Origin of the sequence: Propionivibrio sp. (assembly GCF_041441355.1) — a bacterium.
GTDB lineage: Bacteria > Pseudomonadota > Gammaproteobacteria > Burkholderiales > Rhodocyclaceae > Propionivibrio.
The window spans coordinates 54,596-79,491 of sequence record NZ_JASDTF010000028.1 but is presented as its reverse complement, the minus strand read 5'-3'; the positions used below and the strand labels follow the sequence as shown (position 1 = coordinate 79,491).

Sequence of the window (24,896 nt, the reverse complement as noted above, 5' to 3'; positions counted from 1 at the left end):
AGGGCGCCATTTTTATCACTGCGGCGAAACGCCGCTCAGCCCGAAGTCTTGAAGCGCCCCAGCTCTCCTTCGAGCTCGGTCGCCATCCGGGTCAGCTGATCGACGCTGGCCTGCGCTTCCGAGATCGCCGAGTGGTTGCGGTCAGCCATCTGCACGATCTGTTCGATCCGCTGCGCGATGGCGTTGGCGGCGATGCCCTGCTCGCGCGTCGAGTCCGCGATGCTATGTACATTCTGCGCCGAGCTGCGCGCCTCGTCGCCGATCTCCTCGACCAGTTGTCGCGCTGCGCCCACCATTTCCTGGCCGGAATTCATCTGCGTCTGACCCTGCTGCATCGCCACCACGACCTGACCGATCTCGCCCTGGATGCCGCTCAGTAACTGCCCGATTTCCTGCGTCGCGGTCGCGGTCCGCTCGGCCAGCTTGCGCACTTCGTCGGCCACCACCGCAAAGCCCCGCCCCTGCTCGCCGGCGCGCGCCGCCTCGATCGCCGCGTTGAGCGCCTGCAGATTGGTCTGCTCGGCGATCTCGCGGATCACATTGACGATGCTGCTGATGTTCTCCGAACGGTCCGCGAGCTTGCGCGTCACATCGCCCGCGCCGTTGAGCGTTCCGGCAATCGCCTCGAACTGGGCGCGCGTTTCCTCCAGGCTGTCGATGCTCTGCTGCGCCTTGCGCAGCACCGCCTCCGAAATCTCCGCCGCATGATTGCTGTTCTCGGCCACCAGCTGCACGCTGACCGCCACCTCTTCGACCGAGGCCGCAGTCGATTGCGCCGCGTCGGTCTGGGTGATCGATGCCTGGTTGATCCCCGCGGCGATGCTCGCCACCGAGGCCACCGTCTCATTCACCCGCAGAGTGAATTTCTGGATGTTGCCGATCGCGTGATCGAGCGCATCCATCAACAGATTGTACGAACGACCGATGCGCGCCAGTTCGTCACTACCGTCCAGCGTACTGCGGCTGTTCAAGGCCAATTGACGCGCCGCGTTCTCGATCTGCCCCTCCAGGTTTTTCACCCGCCCGGTCAGGCGCAGCATGATCACCACCCCCAGCGCCAACGCCAGCAGCATCGCCGCTGCGCTGATGCCGAGGTACATCGCCCGCGTACGCACATAATCCGCAGTCGCCTGCCCATGCACGGCGGAAGCATCGACGACCAGCTCATCGAGCGCCTTGTTCACCTGGTCGCGCACCACCCGGTAATGCTTGGTGTACGGCCCCATGTAAATCGTCTTGGCGTCGGCCATGCGCCCGGCCGACAAGGCCTCCAGCATCGGCTCCAGGCTCTCCTTCTCCATTTGCGCGTAGGCTTTCTGGATTTCACCGATCTGTTCGATGCGTTTGGGAACGATCTGCGCCTTGACGGCATCCTCGATCGCCTGGCGCATCGCCGGCATGTCCTCGGTTCGCGTTTCACCGACGCGAATGGCGATGTTCTTGTCCCCGGCCATCCCGACTTCCTCGAGGAACATCACGTCGATGCCGACCCGCATCCGGGGCAGGCGGGAGGCCAGTTCGCCCAGCGCCCGGATCGGCTTGGCGCCGCTCAGGTAGAGCGTCTCGACGTTGGCCTCAAGGCGTTGCATGCCCCACAGCGACAAGCCAACAAGCACCGACATGGCGGCAACCACGACGACCAGCAGGGCGGTCAGCTGTTGGCGGAAATTCATTTTTTGCAGCATCGTCTACCTCTCTTCAGAACTCGGATCATGAGCCCATCGACGAAGGACGGGTCACGAACCCTGCCCTTCCTGGGCCAAACAACGGTGTCGGCCAAACGGCAACAAGACTTAAGGCCCAACCCCATTTTTTTGACGCGGCACCACACACCTACCTCAAACCAAACGCCATCGCACCGCATCACCAACGATTCGCCGAGCATCACCCCAAGGTAGTCCGGCATGGCGGTCACCGCAAATGCCGACGCCCGGTATACTACGCCTTCCCACTCCCCCTCTGGACGCCATGCCTGTCACCGCCCGCACTTCCCTGCCTCCGAGCGAAGCGACGACGCGTATCCTGGGCATCGACCCCGGCCTTCGCAGCACAGGGTTTGGCGTCATCGACGCCTGCGGCCAGCGGCTCAGCTACGTCGCCAGCGGTTGCATCCGCACCGATGCCGAGGCCAGCCTGCCAGCCCGGCTCGGCACCATTCATGCCGGCATCCGCGAACTCGTCGCCCGCTACGCCCCGCGCCAGGCGGTGGTCGAAATCATCTTCGTCAACGTCAACCCGCAATCGACCCTGCTCCTCGGGCAAGCCCGCGGCGCCGCCGTCGCGGCCCTCGTCGCCGACGGCATCGAAGTCGCCGAATACACGGCCCTGCAGGTCAAGCAGGCGGTGGTCGGCAACGGGCACGCAGCCAAAACGCAGGTGCAGCACATGGTGCGCCGTCTGCTGACGCTGTCCAGCGAACCCGGAACCGACGCCGCCGATGCCCTCGCCTGCGCCATCGCCCACGCACACGGCAGCCAGGGCCTCGGCCGGCTGGCGACGCGCAACGGCAACATCCGCCGTGGGCGCATGTCGTGACCCCATTTCACCTCCGGCGCGCATCGCGCCGACCATTCTTTCTCGGAGCCAGCCATGATCGGTCGCCTGTCCGGCACCCTGCTCGAAAAAAACCCGCCCCAGGTCCTGATCGACGTTCACGGCATCGGCTACGAAGTCGACGTCCCGATGAGCACGTTCTACAACTTGCCGGCCAGCGGCGAAAAACTGACTCTGCTCACCCATTTCATCGTGCGTGAGGATGGGCATTTCCTCTACGGCTTTGCCAGCGAAGCCGAACGCTACGCCTTCCGCCAGTTGATCCGGATTTCCGGGGTCGGCGCACGCATGGCGCTGGCGGTGCTTTCCGGCCTCTCGGTCGCCGACCTGGCCCAAGCCATCGCCCGCCAGGAAGCCGGCCGCCTGACCAAAGTCCCTGGCATCGGCAAGAAGACGGCCGAGCGCCTGCTCCTCGAGCTCAAGGGCAAGCTGGCTGACACCTTGCCGGGCGTCAGTCACGCCGTCGCCGACAATCAGAGCGACATCCTCAATGCGCTGCTGGCACTGGGGTACAATGACCGTGAAGCCGCCGCCGCGGTCAAGCAGCTGCCGCCAGACGTCTCGACCACCGATGGCATCCGTCAGGCCCTCAAACTCCTCTCCAAGTCATGACGCACCAATTCTCGCTGGCGCACAAGCAACTCATCCAGATCGCCATCGTGGCGATCCTCCTGATCGGCTGTGTCGCAGTCCTGCTGCCCTTCACCGGCACCCTGTTACTGGCCGTGGTCATCTGCACCACGATCTCACCGGCGCGCGACCGTCTGGTCGCCCTCTGCCGCGGCCGCAGCTCGCTCACCGCAGCACTGATGTGCCTGACCATGGTCCTGTTGCTGGTCATTCCCTTGGCCATCCTCTCAGGCTCCCTGGCCAACGGCGTCGAAACGGCCGTCGCCGCCATCCGCCCGCTGCTGGAGCAAGGCCTGCCGACCGACGCCCCGCGCTGGCTGATCGACCTGCCCTTCCTGGGCGGGTTCATCGACGACTACTGGCACAAGCTCGTCGCCAGCCGCGAGGAAATGAACGAACTCCTGCGCCAGTTCATCGCCCCGACGCGGCGCGTCGCCCTGGCCACCGTTTCGCTTTTCGCCCAGGGGCTGCTCCAGTTGCTGCTGGTTGTCTTCTTCGTCTTCTTCATCCTGCGCGACGCCGACACCTACGCCGATGCCCTGCGTACCGGCAGCCGTAAACTCGCGGGCGACCTCGGCGAACGCATGCTCAAGCTCGCCGACGGCACCATCACCGGCGTCATGGTCGGCATCGTCGGCACTGCCGCCGCCCAATCGCTGGTCGCCATGCTCGGCTTCCTGATCGCGGGTGTGCCCGGCGTGGCCATGCTGACCATCGCCACCTTCTTCTTCTCGATGGTGCCGGTGATCGGCGCCACCCTGATCTGGCTCGGCGCCGCATTCTGGCTTTACGACGGCGGACAGACCGGCTGGGCCATTTTCATGGTGCTGTGGGGCATGCTCGGCATCAGCGGGGTCGACAATTTCATCAAGCCCATCCTGATTTCGCGCACCTCGAGCCTGCCGCTCCTGCTCATCGTCGTCGGCGTCTTCGGCGGCGTCCTAGTCTTCGGCTTCATCGGCCTCTTCCTCGGCCCGACCCTGCTCGCCCTGACCCAGGTACTGATCCGCGCCTGGCTGACCCACGCCGACGATGACGAACTGCCGCCGCTGACCCCATGATCCAAACCGACGCCCTGACCGGCGCCCCGGCCGGCCCCGACCGGCTGATCTCGGCCGAATCGCGCTCGTCCCAGGAAGACGCGATCGAACGCGCGCTGCGTCCGAAGCGCCTGGCCGAGTACGTCGGCCAAAAAAAGATTCGCGAACAGCTCGACATTTTTATCGAAGCCACCAAGCGCCGCCGCGACGCGCTCGACCACGTCCTGCTCTTCGGCCCGCCCGGCCTCGGCAAGACGACGCTGGCGCACATCATCGCAGCCGAACTCGGGGTCAATCTGCGCCAGACCTCCGGGCCGGTACTCGAACGCGCCGGCGACCTCGCCGCGATCCTGACCAATCTCGAACCGCACGACGTGCTGTTCATCGACGAAATCCACCGCTTGTCGCCGGTGGTCGAGGAAATCCTCTACCCGGCGCTCGAGGACTTCCAGATCGACATCATGATCGGCGAAGGCCCCGCCGCGCGCTCGGTCAAGCTCGACCTGCCGCCCTTCACCCTGGTCGGCGCCACGACCCGCGCCGGCATGCTGACCAACCCCTTGCGCGACCGCTTCGGCATCGTCGCCCGCTTGGAGTTCTACACGCCCGAAGAACTGACGCACATCGTCAGCCGCTCCGCGCAATTGCTCGAGGTTCCCGCCGAAGCCGATGGCGCGCTGGAAATCGCCCGCCGCTCGCGCGGTACGCCGCGCATCGCCAACCGCCTGCTGCGCCGGGTGCGCGACTACGCCGAAGTGAAGGCCAGCGGCCAGATCACCCGCGAAGTCGCCGACCTCGCGCTGTCGATGCTCGACGTCGACCACGGCGGGCTCGATCTGATGGATCGAAAGCTGCTCTCGGCGGTGATTGATAAATTCGGCGGCGGCCCGGTCGGCGTCGACAACCTCGCGGCCGCCATCGGCGAAGCACGCGACACCATCGAAGACGTGCTCGAACCCTACCTGATCCAGCAAGGCTTCCTGCAGCGCACGCCACGCGGCCGCATCGCCACCAGCGCAATCTATCGCCACCTCGGGCTCGACACTCCGCAAAGCGGGAGCCAGAGCGAGCTGTGGCGGCCGCAGTAAGCCTTCCTTGTCACAAATCTTTACACTCCGGCACAAGTTGCCACAGTAAACTGTCGCCCCCATGAAACACGCGCCGAAGCCCAACGCCTTCAGCATCCCGGTCCGCATCTACTACGAGGACACCGATGCCGGTGGCGTGGTCTATTACGCCAACTACCTGAAATTCCTGGAGCGTTGCCGCACCGAGTGGCTGCGCGTCATCGGCCACGAACAAGCCGACCTCTTGCGCGAGCCGGGCATCGCCTTCGTCGTGCGCAGCGTCGCGCTCGACTACCTGAAGCCCGCCCGCCTCGACGACCTGCTCACAGTCAGTCTCGAGGTCGAACGCATCACCAAGTCGCAGATTTTCTTCGGCCAGCACATCCGGCGCGCGATGCCGGACGGCGCCGGCGAAGAGGAACTGCTCAGCGGCCGCGTGCAGATTGTCTGCGTCAACGCCGCCAAGATGAAAATCACCTCCATTCCCGTCGAATTGCGCACCCAACTGGAAGCCCTGCAATGAACGTCTCGCAAGACCTGTCGATCCTGCACCTGATCCTCAACGCCAGCGCGGTGGTGCAGGCCATCATGCTCCTCCTCGCCGGGCTGTCCTTCATGTCCTGGTACTACATCTTCCGCAAGTGGTTCACGGTGCGCGAAGCGCGTGCCCAGACCGAGCAGTTCGAGCGCGATTTCTGGAGTGGCGGCGATCTGAACAGCCTGTACCAGAGCGCGGTCAACAACCGCCACGACACGGGCAGCATGGAGCGCATCTTCGAAGCCGGCTTCCGCGAATTCACCAAACTGCGCAGCCAGAAGAACCTCGACCCGAAGGACATCATCGACGGCGCCCGCCGCGCCATGCGCGCCACCTACCAGCGCGAAGTCGACACCATCGACGCCCACCTCGCCTACCTCGCCTCGGTCGGTTCGGTCAGCCCCTACGTCGGCCTGTTCGGCACGGTCTGGGGGATCATGCATTCCTTCCGCGCCCTGGGTAACGTCGGCCAGGCCACGCTCGCCTCGGTCGCGCCGGGCATTGCCGAAGCGCTGGTCGCCACGGCCATCGGCCTCTTCGCTGCGATTCCGGCCGTCGTCGCCTACAACCGTTTCTCGCACGACATCGACCGCCTCTCGATTCGCTTTGAATCGTTCATGGAAGAATTCTCCAACATCCTGCAGCGCCAGATGCGCTAAGCGGACAGGACGAGAGAAGACACGATGCGCCCGCGCCGCCTGAAAAACGAAATCAACGTCGTCCCCTACATCGACGTCATGCTCGTGCTGCTGGTCATCTTCATGGTGACCGCACCGATGATGACCACTGCCAACATCGACCTGCCCTCGGTCGGCAAGGCCGCACAACAGGCCGAGAAGCCGCTCGAGGTCATCATCCGTCCCGACCGCAGCCTGGCCCTCATCGACCGCAGCGGCCGTGGCGGCGAACGTGCGGTGACGCGCGAGGAACTGGTTCAGGCCGTGCTCGCCGCTCAAGCGCGCAACCCCGACCAGCCGGTGCTCATCTCCGGTGACCGCAGCGTCAAATACGAGGCCGTCCTTGAGGTCATGGACGCCCTTCAGCGCCAGCAGGTCAAGCGCGTCGCCCTCAACGTCCAGATCAGCGCCAAGTAGGATCGCTTCCGCCGTGTCGCCACACTCTCCGCACTTGCAGCCACAGCCCGAACAGGACCAATGGAAATCGCTGGCCCTGGCCGCCGCTGTACACCTGGCACTGATCGGCGCCCTGTTCTTCGGCGTCCAATGGAAGAGCCAGGCGCCGTCGGCCGTCGCGATCGAGATGTGGAGTGGCGCCCCGGCCCCGGCGCCGGTGCCCGCCCCTGAGCCGAAACCTGAACCGAAACCGGAGCCCAAGCCCGAACCGAAGCCTGAGCCCAAGCCCGAACCGAAGCCTGAGCCCAAACCGGCGCCAAAACCTGAGCCCAAGGTCGAACCCAAGCCGGTCGTCAAACCTGACATCGCGCTCAAGGAAGAAAAGAAACCCAAGAAGGACGAGCCGAAAAAACCCGAGCCGCCCAAGGAAGAACCGAAGAAAAAACTGGAGCCGAAAAAGCCCGAGCCTGAGCGCCGCCCGAACTTTGACGACGAGCTCAAGCGTGACCTCAAGCAAAGCGAGCAACAAAAGGCCGCGCAGGCGCGCAACGACCGCCTTGCCGCCGAACTCAACCAGATGGGGCAGTTGCGCGCCGACCAGGCCGCGGCTGCGCGGGCCAGCGGCATTGCCAACTATGCCGCCAAAATCCGCGCCAAGATCAAGGGCAACATCGTCCTCCCGCAAGGCATCCAGGGGAACCCGGAAGCGATTTTCATGGTCACCCAACTGCCGAGCGGCGAAATCATCGATGTCAAACTCAAGCGTTCGAGCGGAAACCGTGTACTCGACGACGCCATAGAACGGGCCATTCGCAAGTCCGACCCGTTGCCCAAGCCCGACAATTCGACCGACTTCCGCCGCGATCTCGAACTCAAATACAAGCCCTTCGACGAATAATCCCGAACCCGACGTCATCCCATCGCAGGGGTGACGCGTTACCCTTCGTTTGGGGCGACCCTTTATAATGCCGCTCTCTATTTCTCTTGCCCGCGAAAAAATGCACCGACCCCTGCTCAAACTCCGCGCGCTGAGCCTCGTGGCGATCGGCGCGCTGGCCCTGCTGGCGACCTCCGCCAGCGCCCAGCTCTCGATCGAGATCACCGGCGCCGGCGCCAACCGCATTCCGGTCGCCATTGCCGACTTCGGTGGCGAAGCAGGCCTCTCGCGCGCCCTGACCTCCGTAATCCGTGCCGACCTCGAACGCAGCGGCCTGTTCAAAATGGTCGACACCACCGGCACCGCGATGAACGAGAGCACCGCGCCCGCCTACGGCGACTGGCGCAACCGCGGCGCTGACGCGCTGGCTGCCGGCAGCCTCGGCGCCGGCGGCGACGGCCGGATGGAAGCCCGCTTCCGCCTCTACGACATCAACAAGCAGCAACCACTCGCCGGGGTTGCCTATCCGACCAGCACCGCCACGCTGCGTACCGCCGCGCACCGCATCGCCGACGTCATCTACGAAAAGCTCATCGGCGAACCCGGCGTGTTCTCGACCCGCATCGCCTACGTCGTCAAGAACGGCCCGGCGCGCTACGAACTGACCATCGCCGACGCCGACGGGCAGAACGCCCAGGTCGCCCTGCGCTCGCGCGAGCCGATCATCTCCCCGGTCTGGTCGCCGGACGGGGCACGCATCGCCTACGTCTCGTTCGAGAACAAGAAGCCGATCATTTTCGTGCACACTCTCGCCACCGGCCAGCGCACCGCCGTCGCCAACTTCCGCGGCTCGAACTCGGCGCCGGCCTGGTCGCCCGACGGCCGCCGGCTGGCTGTGGTCCTGTCCAAGGACGGCGGCTCGCAAATTTTCCTGGTCAACGCCGACGGAACGGGCGTGCAGCGCATCACGCCCCCGGGTTCGATCAACACCGAACCCTATTTCTCGCCCGACGGCCAGTCGCTCTACTTCACCTCGGACCGCGGCGGCAGCCCGCAGATATATCGTGCCAGCGTCGGCGGCTACGACGCCCAACGGGTCACCTTCGAAGGCAACTACAACGTCTCGCCGCGCATTTCGCCCGACGGCAAGACGATGGCCTTCATCACCCGTCGCGAGGGCGGCTTCCGCCTGGCCGCCATGGACCTCGCCAGCCGCCAGGTCCAGATCCTCACCGATTCGTACCGTGACGAATCGCCCAGCTTCGCGCCCAATAGCCGCATGATTCTGATCGCCACTGAAATGGGCGGTCGCGGCGTGTTGTCGGCCGTCTCGATCGACGGCCGGATTCGTCAACGTCTGTCGATCCCGGCGGGCGACGTGCGTGAACCGGCGTGGGGGCCATACATCAAATAACCGATAATCACCCAACGCTTTTTTTGCCTCAGTTGCAGGAGAACTACCCATGAAGAAACTGATCCTCCCCGCTCTGCTCGCCGCGCTCGTCGCCGGCTGCAGCTCCACCCCCGACACCACGGCCGACGCTCCGGTCGAAGGCCGCAACAGCATCGCCACGGTCAACGCCGGCAACCTCGACGGCCGCAACCTGCCCGCCGTGCTGACCGATCCGAAGAGCATCCTGTCGAAGCGCAACATCTACTTCGACTACGACCGCTACGACGTCAAGGCCGAGTACAAGGACCTCGTCACGGCTCACGCCAAGTTCCTCGCCAACAACCGTCAGTTCACCGTCCTCGTCCAGGGCAACACCGACGATCGCGGCAGCCGCGAATACAACCTGGCGCTCGGCCAGAAGCGTGCCGATTCGATCAAGAAGATGCTGGTCATGATGGGCGCCCGTGAAGACCAGGTTGAAGCCGTCAGCCTCGGCGAAGAGAAGCCGCGTGCCGAAGGCGCCAACGAAGCCGCCTGGGCCGAAAACCGCCGCGGCGACATCCTCTACAAGGGCGAGTACTGAGCATGACGGCGCGCCGCTTGCCTTTTGCCCGCGCCGCTTCGGCGCTGGCTGTGCTGCTCGTTCTGGGCGCGCCGCAGGCGCGCGCCGGCATGTTCGACGACGACGAAGCCCGTCGTCAGATCAAGGATCTGACGCTGCAGCTCAATGAACGCCTCGATACCGTATCGAAGGGCCAGTTCGAGCTGCTCAACCAGATCCAGGCGTTGCATGAGGACAACGCCCGCTTGCGCGGCCGGGTCGAAACGCTCGAATACGAACTCGACTCGGCCAAGAAGCGTCAGCAGGATTTCTACATCGACCTTGACGGCCGCTTGCGCAAGCTCGAGCCGCAGACCGCCGCCCCCGAAGAAGGCAAGCCGACCGGCGAAGCCGGCGCGCCCAAGAAGGCCGACCCGGCCGCCGAAGCGCGCGACTACGAGGCCGCGCTCAACCTGTTCAAGGCCAACAAGATCAAGGACGCCGCCCAAGCGCTCGACACCTTCGTCAAGACCTATCCGGACAGCACCCTGACCCCGAACGCGCAGTACTGGCTTGGCAACGCCCATTACTCGCTGCGCGATTGCAAGAAGGCCATCGACGCCCAGCGTGTGGTCGTCGCCAAGTGGCCGCAGCACCCCAAGGCGCCGGACGCGCTGGCCAACATCATCACCTGCCAGCAGGAACTCGGCGATGCCAAGGGTGCCAAGGCGACGACCGACACCCTGCTCGCCAAATATCCGGACAGCCCGGCGGCCCAGGCAGCCAAGAAGCGTCAGAAGAAGTAAGCGCGTGAGCACGGCCCCTCCCTCGCTGAAAATCAGCGAGATTTTCCATTCCCTGCAGGGCGAATCGTCGCGCGTCGGCCTGCCGACGGTTTTCGTCCGCCTGACCGGCTGCCCGTTGCGCTGCGTGTGGTGCGACACCGAACACGCGTTCAGCGGTGGCCGGCGCATGAACCTCACCGCCATCGTGGACGAGGTGCGTGGTTATGGCGCCCACCACGTCTGTGTTACCGGCGGCGAACCACTGGCGCAACCCAACTGCCTGCCGCTGCTGACCCTGCTCTGCGATGCGGGCTTTGACGTCTCGCTCGAAACCTCCGGGGCCTACGACATCGCCGCGGTCGATCCACGCGTGGCTCGCATCGTCGACCTCAAAGCCCCCGGCTCGGGCGAAAGCAGCAAAAACCTCTGGGCCAACCTCGACCACCTCACGCCGCACGACGAACTCAAGCTGGTTCTGGCCGACCGCACCGACTACGAATGGGCCCGTCAGGCGCTCGCCGAGCACCGCCTGGCTGAGCGCTGCCCGGTTCTGGTTTCGCCGGTCGACAGCACGCTCGATGCCACCACCCTGGCCGAGTGGGTCCTCACCGACCGCTTGCCGGTCCGTTTCCAGGTCCAACTGCACAAACGGCTGTGGGGCCATCAGCGCGGCAAATAAGTCCCCTCCGGGGCGCCCGCCCGATGGCGATCGCAGCGCCAGTCGCCTACACTGCCATAAGCCCCTCCAAGGAGACCGCCGTGAACGACGAACGCCGCCAACATGCTCGCATTGCGTTCCAGTGCCCCGCTGTCCTGACCCTCGACGATGGCACCCATCGGGCCAGCATTCGCGATCTGTCGCTCAAGGGCGCCTTGGTTGAACTGACCACGACCACCCACCTCCCCATCGCCAGCCACGGTCGACTCGAAGTCACCCTCGACCATGGCACCCACACCCGCATCCACATGGGCTGCCAACTGGCGCATTACCACGGCCGCCTGGCTGGACTCCTGTGCACCTCGATCGACCTCGACAGCATCACTCATCTGCGTCGCCTCGTTGAACTCAACCTTGGCGAACCCGAGTTGCTTGAGCGCGAACTCTCGGCATTGATCGGCGATTGAGCATCGCAAGCTCCGCCTTTTCGCCCCAAGCCACGTCACGTCCTTTAAAATTCGGGGTTTCACCACCCTGCCCGCAAGCGCCCTTATGTCCGCGAACCAGAATCCGCGCGCCGTCGTCCTCCTTTCCGGCGGACTCGACTCGGCCACTGTCCTTGCCATCGCCCGCGCCCAGGGCTTCGACTGCTATTGCCTGTCGCTTGAATACGGGCAACGCCACCAGGCGGAACTCACCGCCGCCGCGCGCGTCGCAACGGCCCTCGGCGCCCGCGAACACCGCACCTTGCACCTCGCCCTCGACGCCTTCGGCGGCTCGGCACTGACCGACGCCACGATCGCCGTTCCGGTCGACGGGGTGGCCGACGGCAGCATCCCCGTCACCTACGTTCCGGCCCGCAACACCATCATGCTGTCGCTGGCCCTGGCCTGGGCTGAAGTGCTGCACTCGCGCGACATTTTCGTCGGCGTCAATGCGGTCGACTACTCGGGCTACCCGGACTGCCGCCCCGAATACATTGCCGCGTACGAGAAGATGGCCAATCTGGCGACCCGTTTCGGGGTCGAGGGTCAAGCCCTGACCATCCATGCGCCCCTGATCGACCTGTCCAAGGCCGAAATCGTCCAGCGCGGCAACGCCCTCGGCGTCGACTACGGACTGACCGTCTCCTGCTACCAGGCCGACGATCAAGGCCGCGCCTGCGGTGCCTGCGACGCCTGCCGCCTGCGTTCCGCCGGATTTAGCGCCGCCGGGCTTCCAGACCCGACCCCCTACCAGCGCTAAACGGTCTCAACGCCGGCAATTGCGCTCGACATCGAGCTGGTTCCGCTCGACCAGCGCCGCACGCTCCTGGTCGGAGACGAAAACAGCCGCCCCGCTCTTGTCGCGGTAATACGCTGGTACGCCTTCGGCATGCTTCAGGCGTTGCGCCCGAGCCTGCGCCTGCTCGCACTGCTGCTGTCGCGCCTTGGCCTCGCGCTGCTCCGTTTCGGCGCGTGCGGCATTTCGTTGCCGGAAAGACCGCTCCGCGGCCTGCCAATCGGTGCCACTTCCGCCTGAAACCGACGCCGGCGCGGAAGGCGAGGGCTGATTCGGTGCACTCGGCGCCCGCGATTCTCCTGGCCCCGGCCGATCAGAGAAAACGGCCCGCCCACTGGCATCGCGCGACCGGTAAACGTCCGACTGCGCTAAAGCCGCCCCCGTGAGCAACAGCGCCACAAGCAACGCGAAAAGCCTTCGCACCCCCGGCGCAAAGACCATCAATGCGTATTGCATAACCCCCTCCACCCCCCCTGTTGTGCAGCAACGGAACAATCCCGCTTAACACCCGTGGCGACCGAGCGCAAGAATAACGCCATCGGCATGCCATGAAAAGCCCGCGTTCGAGCACTCACCACTGCCCGAGGGATAAGCCCGGTTTCGGGCACAGAAGCACACGTGGCCCATCGCCCCGCAACCCCCTAGAACACGGGCCTCCCACCTCAAATTTGACAAAACCCAATCCAATCAATACACTTCTGTTTTTGGGCTGGCGCCACTCCCATTCTTTGCCGCCCGTTGGGGAATTCCTCCCCACCCTGTACCTCCAGAAACAGGGTTTCAAAACTCCGAAAATTTAGCTCTGCCCTGCGGTATCTTGACCGCGCCCTCGGGCCTTGCACCCGCCTAAAACCGTTTGTCGCCTAGCCCTGTAGTTGAGCGACGACAAAACAGTGAAGGAGAGAGCATGTCTGCAACGATGACGCTCAAGCACAAAGTGGCACGTCGCTCTGCCAGTGCTATCAACCTGATTCAGCACAGCCTGCTGATTCTCGGCCTTGCCTTTGCGCTCGGCCTCATCAACCTAATCCCCGGTGGAGCCCAGCCGATCGACCTCTTCAAGGCGGCCCTCCCCGAACTGCTTTCCGACGCCGAAGCCGACGACGGAATCGTCGCCAACGCCACGCCGACCCCGGCCAACGCCTCGACGCGCCCCGTCTCGTCCTTGTCGCCGCACATGCTCGGGGCGCTGGATTACGTGACCCGACGCTACCGGGTCTCACCAGAAGCCGTGGTTCCGCTGTTCGAAGTCGCCCAACTGATCGGCAAGGAGCGCAGCATCGACCCCTTGCTGATCGTGGCCGTCATCGGCATCGAATCGAGCTTCAACCCCTTCGCCGAGAGCACGATGGGCGCCCAGGGATTGATGCAGGTGATTCCCCGCTTCCATCAGGACAAAGTACCCGATGGCGCAGGCGAAAAAGCCTTGCTTGACCCAGTGATCAACATCAAGGTCGGCACCCACGTCCTCGAAGAAGCCATTCGCCGCCGCGGCGGACTGATCCCCGGCCTGCAGCACTACGCCGGCTCCTCGGACCCGACCGGCGCCTACGCCAACAAGGTTCTGGCCGAGAAGCATCGTCTCGAGCAGGCGGCGCGGCGCGCCAGTGCTGCGGCCACCCGAGCCGCCGCCAACAGCGCCCCCGCGACCCCGCAAGCCTGAGGCCAGCCCGAACAGCGAACAGCTTACCCGCCGACCCGCCCGGTGCTCGCCATCCGGCGGATCGTTTCGCGGGCTTGCACCGAAAGGATCAATTCGGCGTGCGCCAGCGGCGAAGTGACGCGGGCGTCGTAGTGCAGGAAGCCGAACTCGTCCTCGCGCAGCAGTTCGCTGTCGAGCAAAAGGGAGATCAACGCCGTGAAGGTCGCCCGCTCGGCTTGCTCGGACGCCCCGAAAACCGCCAGCAAGGAGAGCCGCTGCGCCAGCAGGTGGCAGTCGTTCTCCACCGCCTGGCGGGTACACTTTCCCGAACCGCCTTGTTGCAAGACGGCGAGGACCAAGAAATGCCGCTCAAGAATGGGCCGCAGAATCTCGCCCAGTGACTGCAGGTCGGCCGCCTCGGCGCTTCCTGGCGCCGGCGCCAGGAGCAGGCCGTCGGATGTCCGGCGCAGTAGCTTGCGCTGTTCGAGGATGGAGACGACGCGCTCGGTAACCGCGACAACCTCTTCGCGCGCCCACGGCAGAAAGAGCTCAGCCCCCATCAGGCCGTAAATGCCGGCCACGGCCTCGTCGAGGTGCGCCTGGGTAAATTGCCGCCCGCGATGCACGAGACAGGCGATCAAGGCCGGCAAAACGAAGAGGTGCAGGACGTTGTTGCGGAAATAAGCAAGCAGCGGCGCTTCACCGTCGCAGACCCGGAACAGATCACCGAGCGGGTGCTGGACGCGCTCGATGAAGCTGAGGCGCTCGACGTAAGCCACGATCTGGCGAGCCTCCAGCGGACACGCGACCGTCTCTTGCGCATAGGGCAGGCCACACAGCGCTTGATAATGATCGAGCATCCGGTACAAACCCTGCTCGTCGGCCGCTTCGCGCGGCGTCGCCAACAAGGCCACCGCGACCAGATTGACCGGATTGACGACCACTGCCGCGTTAAGTCGCCGCGCCAACTCGTTGGCGGCGGCGAACGTCGCCCCGCGCAGCCATTCCGGCGCCGCCTCGCCGCCGCCAGGCTGGCGCCAGTCGGGACGGTAGCGATCGAGAAAATCAGCCAGCACCAGAGGCTGGCCGAAATTGATGTGCACCCGCCCATAGACACGCTTGAGATGCCGCGCGGTCTTGAGCACCATCCACAGCGATTCGCGTTGCTTGGGTCGCCCGGCGAGTTCGCGCACGTAAGTCCGCCCTTCGATCAAGCGTTCGTAGCCGATATAGACCGGGACGAAAACCAGCGGCCGCTCATGTTCCCGCACGAAGCTGCGTACCGTCATGCCGAGAATCCCGGCTTTGGGCGGCAAGGTCCGTCCGTGCCGGCTGCGCCCACCTTCGATGAAGTACTCGAGCGGAAACCCGCGAGTCATCATGAGGTGTAGGTATTCGTGGAAAACCGCGGCGTACAAAGGCTCGCCCTTGAAGGTCCGACGCAGGAAGAACGCCCCGCACCGGCGCAGCAGCCCTCCGACCACCGGCATGTTGAGGTTCGCCCCAGCGGCGATGTGCGGCGGCGTGAACCCTTTATGGTGCAGAAAATAGGAGAGCAGCAGGTAATCGACGTGACTGCGATGGGTCGGCACGTAAACCACGCCGTGCCCAGGCGCGATGCGCGTCAACACATCGATGTTGTAGATTTCGATGTTGTCGTAGAGTCGGGACCACATCCAGGACAGGAACAGTCCGAAAGCACGCACGGCACCGTAGGTGTAGTCGGAGGCGATCTCCAGCGCAAAACGTCGCGCCCGCGCTTCGGCCTCGCTTTGCGGCACGCCGCGGCTCTCGGCTTCGACAGCGATGGCTTTGCGCACCGGCACACTGTCCAGAACGGTCTCGACCTGAGTATTGCGGTGCGAAAGGTCCGGGCCGATCGCCATCTCGCGCTGGCGCCGGAAATGAACGCGCAGAACACGGGACAACTTGCGCTGTGCCTGCGCAGCATCGACGCCTTCGCGCGACAGGGCGCCGAGCGAGATCGGCGCATTGAAGCGGACGAGGACGTTGCGGCCATGCAGGAGGATCGTCAGCAAGCGCCCGAATGGCCCGGGCTGGCGCCAGTTTTCCGAGAACAAGGCTTTGAGGATCGAATCCTGCTTGTCGGGACGGCGCCCCCAGAGGATGACCACCGGGACAATCTGCACATCGCATTCGGGATTGGCCAGCGCGCTACGCACGAGATCGCCCATCAAGGGGGTCGGCGTATAGCGTTCACGCGGGCTCGCCAGCAAGGCCGAAGAACCGTTCAGGCAAAAGACAGCCTGCGTCGCACGGACATCGAACGCCGAGAACGCAGCCCCGGCGGGGGGGAGCCCCGCGCGGCGCGTTTCCTCATCAAGCACCAGCAGATCAGACAAGTGACGGTGCTGCAGGACATAGCACACCGGCTTGCCGGGATCGAGGCCGAGATCCTCGAGACGTTCCGGGAAAACCGTCGTACGCACCCAGAAATACAGCACCCGGCGAACGAAAGGCAGCACCCAACCGGGCACGGAGAAAAAACCACGCATACGGACGCCCCAGTCCTCATGTGACGGCGCCGCCAGAGTCGGCGGCGCCGCATTCATTTTCCGCCGCCGGAGGCTTCAAGCCGGCAGCGCCCCTCCTTGGCTGGCGTCCGTTGTCGTTATTCGTCGTCCAGCCCGACCGCCTTGTACTGCGCCGAAAGCGTGTGCTGGACGTTGGCCGGCACCGGCGCGTAGTGCGAGAAAGCTATGGTATACGAGCCTTGTCCGCCCGTCAGCGATTTCAGCCGACCTTGGTAGTCGTCGAGTTCGGCGAGCGGCACCTTGCCGCCGATCGCCATGCTGCCGACTCCGCGCGGCTGCGTCCCCGTCACTTGTCCACGCTTGCTCGACAGGTCGCCCGCCAGGTCGCCGACCGTCGCTTCCGGCGCCAGGATTTCGATCTCGACGATCGGTTCGAGGATGATCGGCGTCGCGGCCTGCAAGGCCTGGATCACGGCCTTGCGCCCAGCGGCGAAGAACGCGATGTCCTTGCTGTCGACCGGGTGCGACTTGCCGTCATGCACCGTCACCCGAACGTCGTGCACCGGGAAGCCGCCAACGACGCCATCTTCGAGCGCCTGACGCACGCCTTTTTCGACCGCAGCCATATACACCCCGGGAATGGCGCCCCCCTTGACGACATCGACGAACTCGAAGCCGGCACCGCGTTCCAGCGGCTCGACGCGCAGCATGACCTCGCCGAACTGCCCTGCGCCGCCACTCTGCTTCTTGTGCCGGCAATGCCCTTCCGCCTTGCCGTTGATGGTTTCGCGGTAGGCGATCTGCGGCGGCTTGGTGGCCAGCTCGATCTTGTACTGCTGCGCCATGCGCGCCAGCTTGGCCCGCAAGTGCATCTCGCCGAGGCCGCGAATCACCGTCTCGTTGGTCGTCGAGTGCCGTTCGACCTTGAAGCAGGGATCCTCGACCTCAAGCTTGTACAACACATCGAACAAGCGCTGCTCGTCGGCCTTCTTCTTGGTCTCGACCGCCAGCCCCTGCATCGGCAGCGGAAACTCGAGCGGCTTCAAGTGGATGTGGTCTTCGTCATGGGAATCGTGCAGCACGCAATCGAATTCGATTTCCTCGACCTTGGCGATGGCGCCGATGTCGCCCGGAACCAGCGCCTCGACTTCGATGTACTCCTTGCCTTGCAGACGATACAGGTGGCCAATCTTGAACGCGCGTTTGGCGTCGCCGACGAAGAGCTGCGACTCCTTGCGCATCGTGCCCTGATGCACCCGGAACACCCCGAGCTTGCCGATGAAGGGGTCGCTCACAACCTTGAACACATGCGCCAGCACATGCTTGTTGGGATCGGCTTCGGCACGGAACGGCTGATCGTCGGGTGCGCCCGGGTCGCCGGTGTAGAAGAGCGGGGGATTGCCTTCGCACGGGTTGGGCGCCAGCTTGGCCAGCACATCGAGCAACTGCGGAATGCCGGCGCCGGTACGCGCCGAAACGAACAGGATGGGAATCAGATGACCGGCGCGCAAGGCTTTTTCGAAGGGCGCGTGCAGCTCGTCCGGGCTAGGGTCGGCGCCATCCTCAAGGTAGCGCGCCAGAAGGTCTTCGTCCTCCTCGACGATCTGATCGATCAGCGCCCGATGCGCCGCTGCAACCGACTCGAAATCGCTCTCGCCCTCGTCATGGCCGAGCACTTCAACCACCTCGGCGCCATGCTGCGCCGGCAAATCGAGCAACATGCACTCGCGCCCGAAGCGTTCGCGCAGCTCACCGACCAGCTTGGGCAGGTCAACGTTTTCGGCATCGATCTTGTTGATCACCAGCATCCGGCACAGCCCGCGCTCGCCCGCCAAGCGCATCATGCGCTCGGTCATCAGCTCGATGCCGTTTTGCGCATTCACCACCACCAGCGCTGTATCGACCCCAGCCAAGGCGCTGATCGCCTGACCGGCAAAATCGGGATATCCCGGGGTGTCGATCATGTGGATGCGCGCCGCCTGCCAATCGAAGCTAGCCACGGCGGAACTGAGGGAGTGCCCGAGCTCTTTTTCCTGCGGATCGAAATCGCAGACCGTATTGCCTTTCTCCACGGCTCCGCGCGACGTGATGGCACCCGACGCCGCGAGCAACGATTCAGCCAGCGTGGTCTTGCCGGCGGAGCCGTGCCCAACGAGTGCTACGGTACGAAGGTTTTCGGTGCTGTTGTAACCCATGTTCTCCCCCATAGATGAGAAACGCACTCCCAGGGGGCCAAACCAGACACTGCCCCGCAAAGAGCAACTGACTACGCTTGAGCGATCCGATACGAGGCCATTCTACGCCTTGCGGCGAATAAGCAAAGAGGAAGCACGAACGTCCTCCCATTTGAAGTGCGGCAGCGAATCAACCGCTGCAAAACGCGATCACCGCCTTCAAAAATGACAATGGATAATCAGAATCCTTGCGGCTGTTGGCTTTCGCCATTGCACAAGAACATTAAAAAGGGCAAAGACGAGCATCTTAATTGACCCTACTATAAGCAAGGCGGATAATCAGGCGAGACTCACCACAAACCCCGTGTTTTAGGGCATTTCAACAAATCCGGCGAACCGGAAGGAGTAATGATGGGCGGAAAGACCAAGAAGCATCTGGAGGTGTTGCGTGAAATGCGCAGCCGTGCCGTGCTCGGCGGCGGCCAGAAACGGATAGACCAGCAGCACGAACGAGGAAAACTGACCGCGCGTGAGCGGTTGGCCCTGCTCCTCGATGAAGGCTCGTTTCAGGAGTTCGGCGCCCTGGCGACGCACGATCTCAACGCCTTCGGCCTCGACAAGCATCGCTACCCCGGCGACGGCATCGTCACCGGCTTCGGCAAGGTCAACGGCCGTCGCGTGGCCGTCTTCGCACAGGACTTCACCGTTCTGGGCGGTTCGTTCTCCGAAGTGCAGTCGCAGAAGATCAGCCGCATTCAGGACATGGCGCTCGAAGCCGGCATCCCGGTCATCGGCCTGAACGATTCGGGCGGCGCCCGCATCCAGGAAGGTGTGCGCAGCCTCGCCGCCTACGGCGAAGTGTTCGTGCGCAACGTCACCGCCTCGGGTGTCATCCCCCAGATTTCCGTCATCCTCGGCCCCTGCGCCGGCGGTGCGGTTTACTCCCCGGCCCTGACCGACTTCATCATCATGGCCGGCCCGAGCTACATGTTCCTCACCGGTCCGGACGTCATCAAGGCGGTGACGGGCGAGGAAGTCACCGCCCAGGAACTCGGTGGCGCCGACGTGCACACCGCGCGCAGCGGCGTGGCGCACTTGGCGGCCGAAACCGAGCTCGAAGGCCTGGCGATGACCAAGCTGCTTTTGAGCTATCTGCCGCAGAACAACAACGAGGAACCGCCGCAAATCACCCCGGAAGATCCGGTGACGCGCATGGACGAGGCCCTCAACGATCTCATCCCGGATAACGAGAACCAGCCCTACGACATCCGCGATGCAATCGAGATGATCTTCGACCAGGACAGCTTCCTCGAGATCCAGCCCGACTACGCGCCCAACGCGGTAATCGGCTTCGCCCGCCTCGACGGTTATTCGGTCGGCATCGTCGCCAACCAGCCGTGCTACATGTCCGGCGCGCTGAACATCGACGCCTCCGACAAGATCGCCCGCTTCATCCGCCTGTGCGACGCGTTCAACGTGCCGATCATCACCTTCGTCGACTGCCCGGGCTTCCTCCCCGGCACCAGCCAGGAATACGGCGGCGTCATTCGTCACGGCGCGAAGATCATCTACGCCTACTGCGAAGCGACCGTGCCGAAGATTTCCATCGTCACCCGCAAAGCCATGGGCGGTGCTTACGTGGCCATGGGCTCGCGCCAGATGCGCAACGACGTGACCTTCGCCTGGCCGACCGCGCACATCGCGGTGATGGGCCCGGAAGCCGCCGTGCGCGTGCTCTTCCGCGAAGAAATCGGCAAGGCTGCGGACCCCGCTGCACGCGAGGCGGAACTGATCGCCGAATACCGCGAGAAGTTCTTCAACCCGTACCGTGCGGCCGACGTCGGTCAGATCGACGAAGTCATCGAACCGTGCGAAACGCGTCCGCGCCTGGCGCGCGCGCTTGAGGTCCTGCGCACCAAGGTGCAGCAGAACCCGCCGAAGAAGCACGGTCTGTGTCCGGTTTAAGGGCCCTCCGACTTCACGACTCAATCAATTCGTCACGCGAGGTTTGAATGGAGAATATTGGCTGGGGTTTGCAGATGACCGTCCTCGGAATGGGGCTGGTCTTCTCCCTGCTGGCCATGCTGTGGGGGCTTCTGACCCTGGTGCTCAAGTTCGACAAGGAACCGGAACCGGTTCCCGCCGAACAAGTCCAGGTCGAGGCCGAACGCATCGCTGCCGAAGCCGATGACGCCATTGGGGCGCAAGTCCCGATGACGCCGACGGTGAACGGCATGCCGGCAGATCTGGTGGCCGCGATCATGATCGCCACCATGAAGCACAAACAAATCCTGCGGCGCCAGGCGGCGCCCTACATGCGCAGCTACTGGCCGGGGAGCCAGCTGTTTGCCAGCCGTTGGGTGGCCGCGGGCCGCGCACGGCAAAACTACACTTGGCAGCCGAGAGGGAAATAATGCGACGTTATACTTTGAACATCAGCGACAAGGAATTCGTGCTCGACGTGCAGGAACTCGCAGCCGACCGATTCGAAGTCGTCGTCGGCGGCGAGACCTACGAGGTGTCGCTGGGCAGTGACGAAAGTCTCGCCGAGGCCGTCATCACCCCCGCCTTCGACCCCGGCGCCCACGCGCCGCGGGCCGCCTCTTCCGCCGCCAGCGTCCAACGCGCAGCCCCCAAGGTCGCCGCAGCGCCCGCCGCTTCTGCCCCCAAGGCCGCCCCGGCTGCCCGTCCCGCTGCAGGCGGCGGCAAGGGTGCGCTTACCGCGCCGATGCCGGGCACTATCCTCGAGGTCAACGTCAAGCCGGGCGACACGCTGGCGCGCGGCCAGCAGGTGGCCATCCTCGACGCGATGAAGATGCACAACGTCATCGGCGCGCCGCGTGCCGGGACGGTGGCTGAGGTCTATGTAACTGCGGGGCAGGCGGTCAACCACGGCGATGCGATCATCAAGTTCAAGGAGGACTGAACGATGATCGATCAAGGTACGATCGCCCTGCTGCTCAAGGGGCTCAACGCCGTCACCTGGCAGTCGCTGGTGATGCTCGGCGTTTCGTTTGTCCTGTTCTACCTGGCCATCGTCAAGGACTACGAGCCCCTTCTGCTGCTGCCCATCGCCGCCGGCTGCATGCTCGCCAACCTGCCGCTCTCGCCCCTCGTGGCCGAGGACGGCATGCTCAAGATCCTCTACAACATGGGCGTGGGCAACGAAATGTTCCCGCTGCTCATCTTCATCGGGATCGGCGCGCTCACCGACTTCGGCCCCTTGCTGGAGAATCCACGCCTCGTGCTGCTCGGCGCGGCCGGCCAATTCGGCATCTTCCTCACCCTGCTGCTGGCCCTGTTGCTCGGCTTCTCGCAACCGGAAGCGGCGTCCATCGGCATCATCGGCGCCATCGACGGCCCGACCTCGATCTACGTGAGCGGCATTCTCGCGCCGCACCTCGTCGGTCCGATCACCGTCGCGGCGTACAGCTACATGTCGCTGGTGCCGATCATCCTGCCGCCGGTCATCCGCCTGATGACCACCAAGGAAGAACGGATGATCCGCATGCCGTACAGCCAGCGTAAGATCAGCAAGCGCACGCGCATCCTCTTCCCGATCGTGGTCACGGTCATGGTCGGGACGCTGGTGCCGTTCGCCACGCCGCTGATCGGCATGCTGATGCTCGGCAACCTGATGAAGGAATCCGGCGCCGTCGAACGTCTGACCAAGGCCTCGTCGAACGAGATCGCCAACACCGTCACGCTGTTCCTCGGTCTGGCCATCGGCTCGACCATGGTCGGTACCGACTTCCTGCAACCGAGCACGCTGTTCATCCTCGTGCTTGGCCTGCTGGCATTCGCACTCGACGGTTGCGCCGGGGTCTTCTTCGCCAAGATCCTCAACTGGCTCTCTGGCGGCAAGATCAACCCGATCATCGGTGCGGCCGGCATCAGCGCCTTCCCGATGGCGGCCCGGGTGGCCCAACGCGTGGCGCAGGAAGAGGATTTCGAGAACTTCCTGCTCATGCACGCCATGGGCGCCAACGCAGCCGGTCAGGTGGCCAGCGTGGTCGCCGGCGGCGTGCTGCTGGCGCTGATGGGCGCTGGCGGTTAAGTTTCGCGGCCCACAAAAAAGCCCGCTTCGGCGGGCTTTTTTATTTTCGAGAACACGTCGCGGCGGACTATTCAAACTCGACGATCACCTGATCGACCGACAGGCTCTCCCCCGGCTGGGCGACAATTTTCTTTACCGTACAGTCCTTCTCGGCCTTGAGGATGTTTTCCATCTTCATCGCCTCGATCACCGCCAGTTTCTCGCCAGCCCGCACCGCCTGACCAGGCTGGACGGCCACCTCGCGCAGCAGGCCGGGCATCGGCGACAGCAGGTATTTCGACAGGTCGGGCGGCAGTTTGGCCGGCATCAGCGCCAGCAGGCGATCGGCCTTGGCGGTCATCACCACGGCCTTGACCCGCCGCCCGTAGTGCATGATCCGGTATTCGAGGCCAGCGCGTTCGATCTGCAGACAGATCGGCTCGCCGTTGCACGTGCCGCGGAAAATCACCTCGCGGAACTGCCAGTCCGAAACGAGCGCGTACCGCTGCCCCTTGCAACCGATGGCATAACCGCCGGGAATCGCATCGAGCGTCACCGGGAAATTCTCGCCTTCGATGAGCACGGCCCACTCACGCCCCACGCGCCGCGGCTGCCCATGCATCTGGTGGCTGATGCGAATCGCCCGGTCGATGTACCGGCGACGGGCGAACGCCGCCACCGCGGCCAGCAGGCCGGGATCGGGGTGCGGTACCTGCGCGGCATGAAAGCCCTGCGGATACTCCTCGGCGATGAACCCCGTGGTAAACACGCCCGAGACAAAGCGCGGATGCTGCATCAATGCCGCCTGGAAGGGGATGTTCGAACTCACGCCGGCGATGTGGAAAGCATTGAGTGCTTCGCGCATGCGTGCGATGGCTTCGTCGCGCGTCGCGCCGTGGCAGATCAGTTTGGCGATCATCGAGTCGTAATGCATCGAAATCTCGCCCCCTTCATAGACGCCGGTATCGACGCGCACCGCCCCCATCACTTCTGGCGGCGGCTGGAAGCGCACCAGGCGGCCGGTCGAGGGCAGGAAGCCGCGCAAAGGATCTTCGGCGTTGATCCGGCACTCGATCGCCCAGCCGTTGGGCTTGATGTCGCGCTGGGCAAACGGCAGCGTCTCGCCGGCCGCGACGCGAATCATCAGTTCGACGAGGTCAAGGCCGGTGATCATTTCGGTCACCGGATGTTCGACCTGCAGGCGGGTGTTCATTTCGAGGAAGTAGAAGCGTTTGTCAGCCCCAACGACGAACTCGACCGTTCCCGCGCTCTGGTAATTGACCGCGCGCGCCAGCGCCACGGCCTGTTCGCCCATGGCCTGCCGAATCTTGGCGTCGATGAAGGGCGAAGGCGCCTCCTCGATCACTTTCTGATGCCGGCGCTGGATCGAGCACTCGCGCTCGAGCAGATAGACCACGTTGCCGTGAGCATCGCCGATGACCTGGATCTCGATGTGGTGCGGCCCTTCGACGAATTTCTCGATGAACACCCGGTCGTCGCCGAAGCTGTTGCGCGCCTCGTTGCGACACGAGTCGAAACCTTCCGCGGCCTCGGCATCGTTGTAGGCCACGCGCAAGCCCTTGCCGCCGCCGCCGGCCGAGGCCTTGATCATCACTGGATAGCCGATGCCACGGGCGATTTCCACTGCCTGACGGGCCTCGGCGATCGGCTCGTTGTAGCCGGGAATCGTGCTGACGCCAGCCTGCATGGCCAGGCGCTTGGACTCGATCTTGTCGCCCATCGCCGCCACCGAGGCGTGCTTGGGGCCGATGAATGTGATGCCGTTTTCTTCCAGCCGGCGCGAAAACTCGGGATTCTCGGAGAGAAAACCGTAACCCGGATGGACCGCTTCGGCGCCGGTTTTCTGGCACGCGGCGATGATCCGGTCGATGACGAGATAGGATTCCTTCGACGCAGCCGGGCCGATGCAGACGGCCTCGTCGGCCAACTCGACGTGCAGCGCGTCGTTGTCGGCCTCGGAATAGACGGCCACCGTGGCAATGCCCATGCGGCGCGCGGTCTTGATGACCCGGCAGGCGATCTCGCCGCGGTTGGCAATCAGGATTTTCTTGAACATGGACGACCCTCTGAACGACGGCACCGCGTGCGCGCG

Annotated in this window: 24 protein-coding genes; 19 read left to right on the top strand and 5 right to left on the bottom strand. The window is 64.4% G+C overall.

Annotated elements, in window-relative coordinates; translation table 11 throughout:
• Nucleotides 1-35: 35 nt before the first annotated feature.
• The gene (locus tag QMB55_RS10910) at nucleotides 36-1,673 is read right to left on the bottom strand and encodes a methyl-accepting chemotaxis protein (RefSeq protein WP_497588732.1); all 1,638 of its coding nucleotides are present in this window, start codon (nucleotides 1,671-1,673) and stop codon (nucleotides 36-38) included.
• A gap of 295 nt (nucleotides 1,674-1,968) precedes the next feature.
• On the opposite strand from QMB55_RS10910, the gene ruvC reads away from it, so the two are divergent.
• From ruvC to queC, 14 genes are all read left to right on the top strand, one after another.
• Nucleotides 1,969-2,535: a crossover junction endodeoxyribonuclease RuvC gene (gene ruvC, locus QMB55_RS10905; RefSeq protein WP_497588731.1), complete on the top strand. Its 567-nt coding sequence runs from the start codon at nucleotides 1,969-1,971 to the stop codon at nucleotides 2,533-2,535.
• 54 nt (nucleotides 2,536-2,589) lie between these two features.
• Entirely contained in the window at nucleotides 2,590-3,165 is a 576-nt protein-coding gene (gene ruvA, locus QMB55_RS10900) for a Holliday junction branch migration protein RuvA (protein WP_497588730.1), read from the top strand.
• Complete coding sequence (locus QMB55_RS10895) at nucleotides 3,162-4,244, top strand: AI-2E family transporter (protein WP_497588729.1); 1,083 nt, start codon at nucleotides 3,162-3,164, stop codon at nucleotides 4,242-4,244. Before ruvA ends, QMB55_RS10895 begins: the two co-directional genes overlap by 4 nt.
• A complete protein-coding gene (gene ruvB, locus QMB55_RS10890; protein WP_497588728.1) occupies nucleotides 4,241-5,311 on the top strand; it encodes a Holliday junction branch migration DNA helicase RuvB in 1,071 nt (356 codons plus the stop codon). Before QMB55_RS10895 ends, ruvB begins: the two co-directional genes overlap by 4 nt.
• A gap of 61 nt (nucleotides 5,312-5,372) precedes the next feature.
• Entirely contained in the window at nucleotides 5,373-5,813 is a 441-nt protein-coding gene (ybgC, locus tag QMB55_RS10885; protein ID WP_497588727.1) for a tol-pal system-associated acyl-CoA thioesterase, read from the top strand.
• Entirely contained in the window at nucleotides 5,810-6,487 is a 678-nt protein-coding gene (tolQ, locus tag QMB55_RS10880; RefSeq protein ID WP_497588726.1) for a protein TolQ, read from the top strand. The genes ybgC and tolQ overlap by 4 nt, the downstream gene beginning before the upstream one ends.
• Nucleotides 6,488-6,511: 24 nt before the next feature.
• Nucleotides 6,512-6,922 (top strand): protein TolR, encoded by a 411-nt coding sequence (gene tolR / locus QMB55_RS10875; RefSeq protein ID WP_497588725.1) that lies wholly within the window; start codon nucleotides 6,512-6,514, stop codon nucleotides 6,920-6,922.
• A 13-nt stretch (nucleotides 6,923-6,935) separates the two neighbouring features.
• Entirely contained in the window at nucleotides 6,936-7,799 is an 864-nt protein-coding gene (locus tag QMB55_RS10870) for an energy transducer TonB (RefSeq protein ID WP_497588724.1), read from the top strand.
• A 100-nt stretch (nucleotides 7,800-7,899) separates the two neighbouring features.
• Nucleotides 7,900-9,192, top strand: a complete 1,293-nt coding sequence (tolB, locus tag QMB55_RS10865; RefSeq protein ID WP_497588723.1) for a Tol-Pal system beta propeller repeat protein TolB — start codon at nucleotides 7,900-7,902, stop codon at nucleotides 9,190-9,192.
• A gap of 49 nt (nucleotides 9,193-9,241) precedes the next feature.
• Nucleotides 9,242-9,754: a peptidoglycan-associated lipoprotein Pal gene (pal, locus tag QMB55_RS10860; RefSeq protein ID WP_497588722.1), complete on the top strand. Its 513-nt coding sequence runs from the start codon at nucleotides 9,242-9,244 to the stop codon at nucleotides 9,752-9,754.
• Nucleotides 9,755-9,756: 2 nt separating this feature from the next.
• On the top strand, nucleotides 9,757-10,518 hold the full coding sequence (ybgF, locus tag QMB55_RS10855; RefSeq protein WP_497588721.1) for a tol-pal system protein YbgF: 762 nt from the start codon (nucleotides 9,757-9,759) through the stop codon (nucleotides 10,516-10,518).
• 4 nt (nucleotides 10,519-10,522) lie between these two features.
• Nucleotides 10,523-11,176, top strand: coding sequence for a 7-carboxy-7-deazaguanine synthase QueE (gene queE, locus QMB55_RS10850; protein WP_497588720.1), 654 nt, complete (start codon nucleotides 10,523-10,525; stop codon nucleotides 11,174-11,176).
• An 80-nt stretch (nucleotides 11,177-11,256) separates the two neighbouring features.
• On the top strand, nucleotides 11,257-11,622 hold the full coding sequence (locus tag QMB55_RS10845; protein ID WP_497588719.1) for a PilZ domain-containing protein: 366 nt from the start codon (nucleotides 11,257-11,259) through the stop codon (nucleotides 11,620-11,622).
• A gap of 85 nt (nucleotides 11,623-11,707) precedes the next feature.
• A complete protein-coding gene (gene queC / locus QMB55_RS10840) occupies nucleotides 11,708-12,400 on the top strand; it encodes a 7-cyano-7-deazaguanine synthase QueC (protein WP_497588718.1) in 693 nt (230 codons plus the stop codon).
• Nucleotides 12,401-12,406: 6 nt separating this feature from the next.
• Here the strand turns inward: queC and QMB55_RS10835 are convergent, their stop codons facing one another.
• Nucleotides 12,407-12,892 (bottom strand): DUF4124 domain-containing protein, encoded by a 486-nt coding sequence (locus QMB55_RS10835; RefSeq protein ID WP_497588717.1) that lies wholly within the window; start codon nucleotides 12,890-12,892, stop codon nucleotides 12,407-12,409.
• Between the two features lie 451 nt (nucleotides 12,893-13,343).
• On the opposite strand from QMB55_RS10835, the gene QMB55_RS10830 reads away from it, so the two are divergent.
• Nucleotides 13,344-14,099, top strand: a complete 756-nt coding sequence (locus QMB55_RS10830) for a transglycosylase SLT domain-containing protein (RefSeq protein ID WP_497588716.1) — start codon at nucleotides 13,344-13,346, stop codon at nucleotides 14,097-14,099.
• A gap of 23 nt (nucleotides 14,100-14,122) precedes the next feature.
• On the opposite strand, the gene plsB is transcribed toward QMB55_RS10830, so the two are convergent.
• Entirely contained in the window at nucleotides 14,123-16,594 is a 2,472-nt protein-coding gene (plsB, locus tag QMB55_RS10825) for a glycerol-3-phosphate 1-O-acyltransferase PlsB (RefSeq protein ID WP_497588715.1), read from the bottom strand.
• 116 nt (nucleotides 16,595-16,710) lie between these two features.
• Nucleotides 16,711-18,768 carry an elongation factor G gene (gene fusA / locus QMB55_RS10820; RefSeq protein WP_497588714.1) on the bottom strand — a complete coding sequence of 686 codons (2,058 nt, stop codon included), beginning with the start codon at nucleotides 18,766-18,768 and terminating at the stop codon, nucleotides 16,711-16,713.
• 390 nt (nucleotides 18,769-19,158) lie between these two features.
• Here fusA and QMB55_RS10815 point away from each other — a divergent pair, with 390 nt between their 5' ends.
• Genes QMB55_RS10815 through QMB55_RS10800 form a run of 4 tightly spaced genes read left to right on the top strand, consistent with a single transcriptional unit; the run spans nucleotide 19,159 to nucleotide 22,804 of the window.
• Nucleotides 19,159-20,712 carry an acyl-CoA carboxylase subunit beta gene (locus QMB55_RS10815; RefSeq protein ID WP_497588795.1) on the top strand — a complete coding sequence of 518 codons (1,554 nt, stop codon included), beginning with the start codon at nucleotides 19,159-19,161 and terminating at the stop codon, nucleotides 20,710-20,712.
• A 47-nt stretch (nucleotides 20,713-20,759) separates the two neighbouring features.
• Nucleotides 20,760-21,161 carry an OadG family protein gene (locus QMB55_RS10810; protein ID WP_497588713.1) on the top strand — a complete coding sequence of 134 codons (402 nt, stop codon included), beginning with the start codon at nucleotides 20,760-20,762 and terminating at the stop codon, nucleotides 21,159-21,161.
• The gene (locus tag QMB55_RS10805; RefSeq protein WP_497588712.1) at nucleotides 21,161-21,673 is read left to right on the top strand and encodes an acyl-CoA carboxylase biotin carboxyl carrier protein subunit; all 513 of its coding nucleotides are present in this window, start codon (nucleotides 21,161-21,163) and stop codon (nucleotides 21,671-21,673) included. Before QMB55_RS10810 ends, QMB55_RS10805 begins: the two co-directional genes overlap by 1 nt.
• Before the next feature lie 3 nt (nucleotides 21,674-21,676).
• Nucleotides 21,677-22,804: a sodium ion-translocating decarboxylase subunit beta gene (locus QMB55_RS10800; RefSeq protein ID WP_497588711.1), complete on the top strand. Its 1,128-nt coding sequence runs from the start codon at nucleotides 21,677-21,679 to the stop codon at nucleotides 22,802-22,804.
• A gap of 67 nt (nucleotides 22,805-22,871) precedes the next feature.
• On the opposite strand, the gene accC is transcribed toward QMB55_RS10800, so the two are convergent.
• Nucleotides 22,872-24,860, bottom strand: a complete 1,989-nt coding sequence (gene accC, locus QMB55_RS10795; RefSeq protein ID WP_497588710.1) for an acetyl-CoA carboxylase biotin carboxylase subunit — start codon at nucleotides 24,858-24,860, stop codon at nucleotides 22,872-22,874.
• Nucleotides 24,861-24,896: the final 36 nt, after the last annotated feature.

What these genes read in the sequence shown, in the direction of transcription:
- QMB55_RS10835 (WP_497588717.1), bottom strand. Translation starts at nt 12,892, where the DNA reads ATGCAATACGCATTGATGGTCTTTGCGCCGGGGGTGCGAAGGCTTTTC.
- tolQ (WP_497588726.1), top strand. Translation starts at nt 5,810, where the DNA reads ATGAACGTCTCGCAAGACCTGTCGATCCTGCACCTGATCCTCAACGCC.
- QMB55_RS10800 (WP_497588711.1), top strand. Translation starts at nt 21,677, where the DNA reads ATGATCGATCAAGGTACGATCGCCCTGCTGCTCAAGGGGCTCAACGCC.
- ybgC (WP_497588727.1), top strand. Translation starts at nt 5,373, where the DNA reads ATGAAACACGCGCCGAAGCCCAACGCCTTCAGCATCCCGGTCCGCATC.
- pal (WP_497588722.1), top strand. Translation starts at nt 9,242, where the DNA reads ATGAAGAAACTGATCCTCCCCGCTCTGCTCGCCGCGCTCGTCGCCGGC.
- tolR (WP_497588725.1), top strand. Translation starts at nt 6,512, where the DNA reads ATGCGCCCGCGCCGCCTGAAAAACGAAATCAACGTCGTCCCCTACATC.
- QMB55_RS10830 (WP_497588716.1), top strand. Translation starts at nt 13,344, where the DNA reads ATGTCTGCAACGATGACGCTCAAGCACAAAGTGGCACGTCGCTCTGCC.
- ruvA (WP_497588730.1), top strand. Translation starts at nt 2,590, where the DNA reads ATGATCGGTCGCCTGTCCGGCACCCTGCTCGAAAAAAACCCGCCCCAG.
- ybgF (WP_497588721.1), top strand. Translation starts at nt 9,757, where the DNA reads ATGACGGCGCGCCGCTTGCCTTTTGCCCGCGCCGCTTCGGCGCTGGCT.
- accC (WP_497588710.1), bottom strand. Translation starts at nt 24,860, where the DNA reads ATGTTCAAGAAAATCCTGATTGCCAACCGCGGCGAGATCGCCTGCCGG.
- plsB (WP_497588715.1), bottom strand. Translation starts at nt 16,594, where the DNA reads ATGCGTGGTTTTTTCTCCGTGCCCGGTTGGGTGCTGCCTTTCGTTCGC.
- QMB55_RS10910 (WP_497588732.1), bottom strand. Translation starts at nt 1,673, where the DNA reads ATGAATTTCCGCCAACAGCTGACCGCCCTGCTGGTCGTCGTGGTTGCC.
- QMB55_RS10815 (WP_497588795.1), top strand. Translation starts at nt 19,159, where the DNA reads ATGGGCGGAAAGACCAAGAAGCATCTGGAGGTGTTGCGTGAAATGCGC.
- tolB (WP_497588723.1), top strand. Translation starts at nt 7,900, where the DNA reads ATGCACCGACCCCTGCTCAAACTCCGCGCGCTGAGCCTCGTGGCGATC.
- QMB55_RS10895 (WP_497588729.1), top strand. Translation starts at nt 3,162, where the DNA reads ATGACGCACCAATTCTCGCTGGCGCACAAGCAACTCATCCAGATCGCC.
- QMB55_RS10805 (WP_497588712.1), top strand. Translation starts at nt 21,161, where the DNA reads ATGCGACGTTATACTTTGAACATCAGCGACAAGGAATTCGTGCTCGAC.
- fusA (WP_497588714.1), bottom strand. Translation starts at nt 18,768, where the DNA reads ATGGGTTACAACAGCACCGAAAACCTTCGTACCGTAGCACTCGTTGGG.
- ruvB (WP_497588728.1), top strand. Translation starts at nt 4,241, where the DNA reads ATGATCCAAACCGACGCCCTGACCGGCGCCCCGGCCGGCCCCGACCGG.
- ruvC (WP_497588731.1), top strand. Translation starts at nt 1,969, where the DNA reads ATGCCTGTCACCGCCCGCACTTCCCTGCCTCCGAGCGAAGCGACGACG.
- queC (WP_497588718.1), top strand. Translation starts at nt 11,708, where the DNA reads ATGTCCGCGAACCAGAATCCGCGCGCCGTCGTCCTCCTTTCCGGCGGA.
- QMB55_RS10810 (WP_497588713.1), top strand. Translation starts at nt 20,760, where the DNA reads ATGGAGAATATTGGCTGGGGTTTGCAGATGACCGTCCTCGGAATGGGG.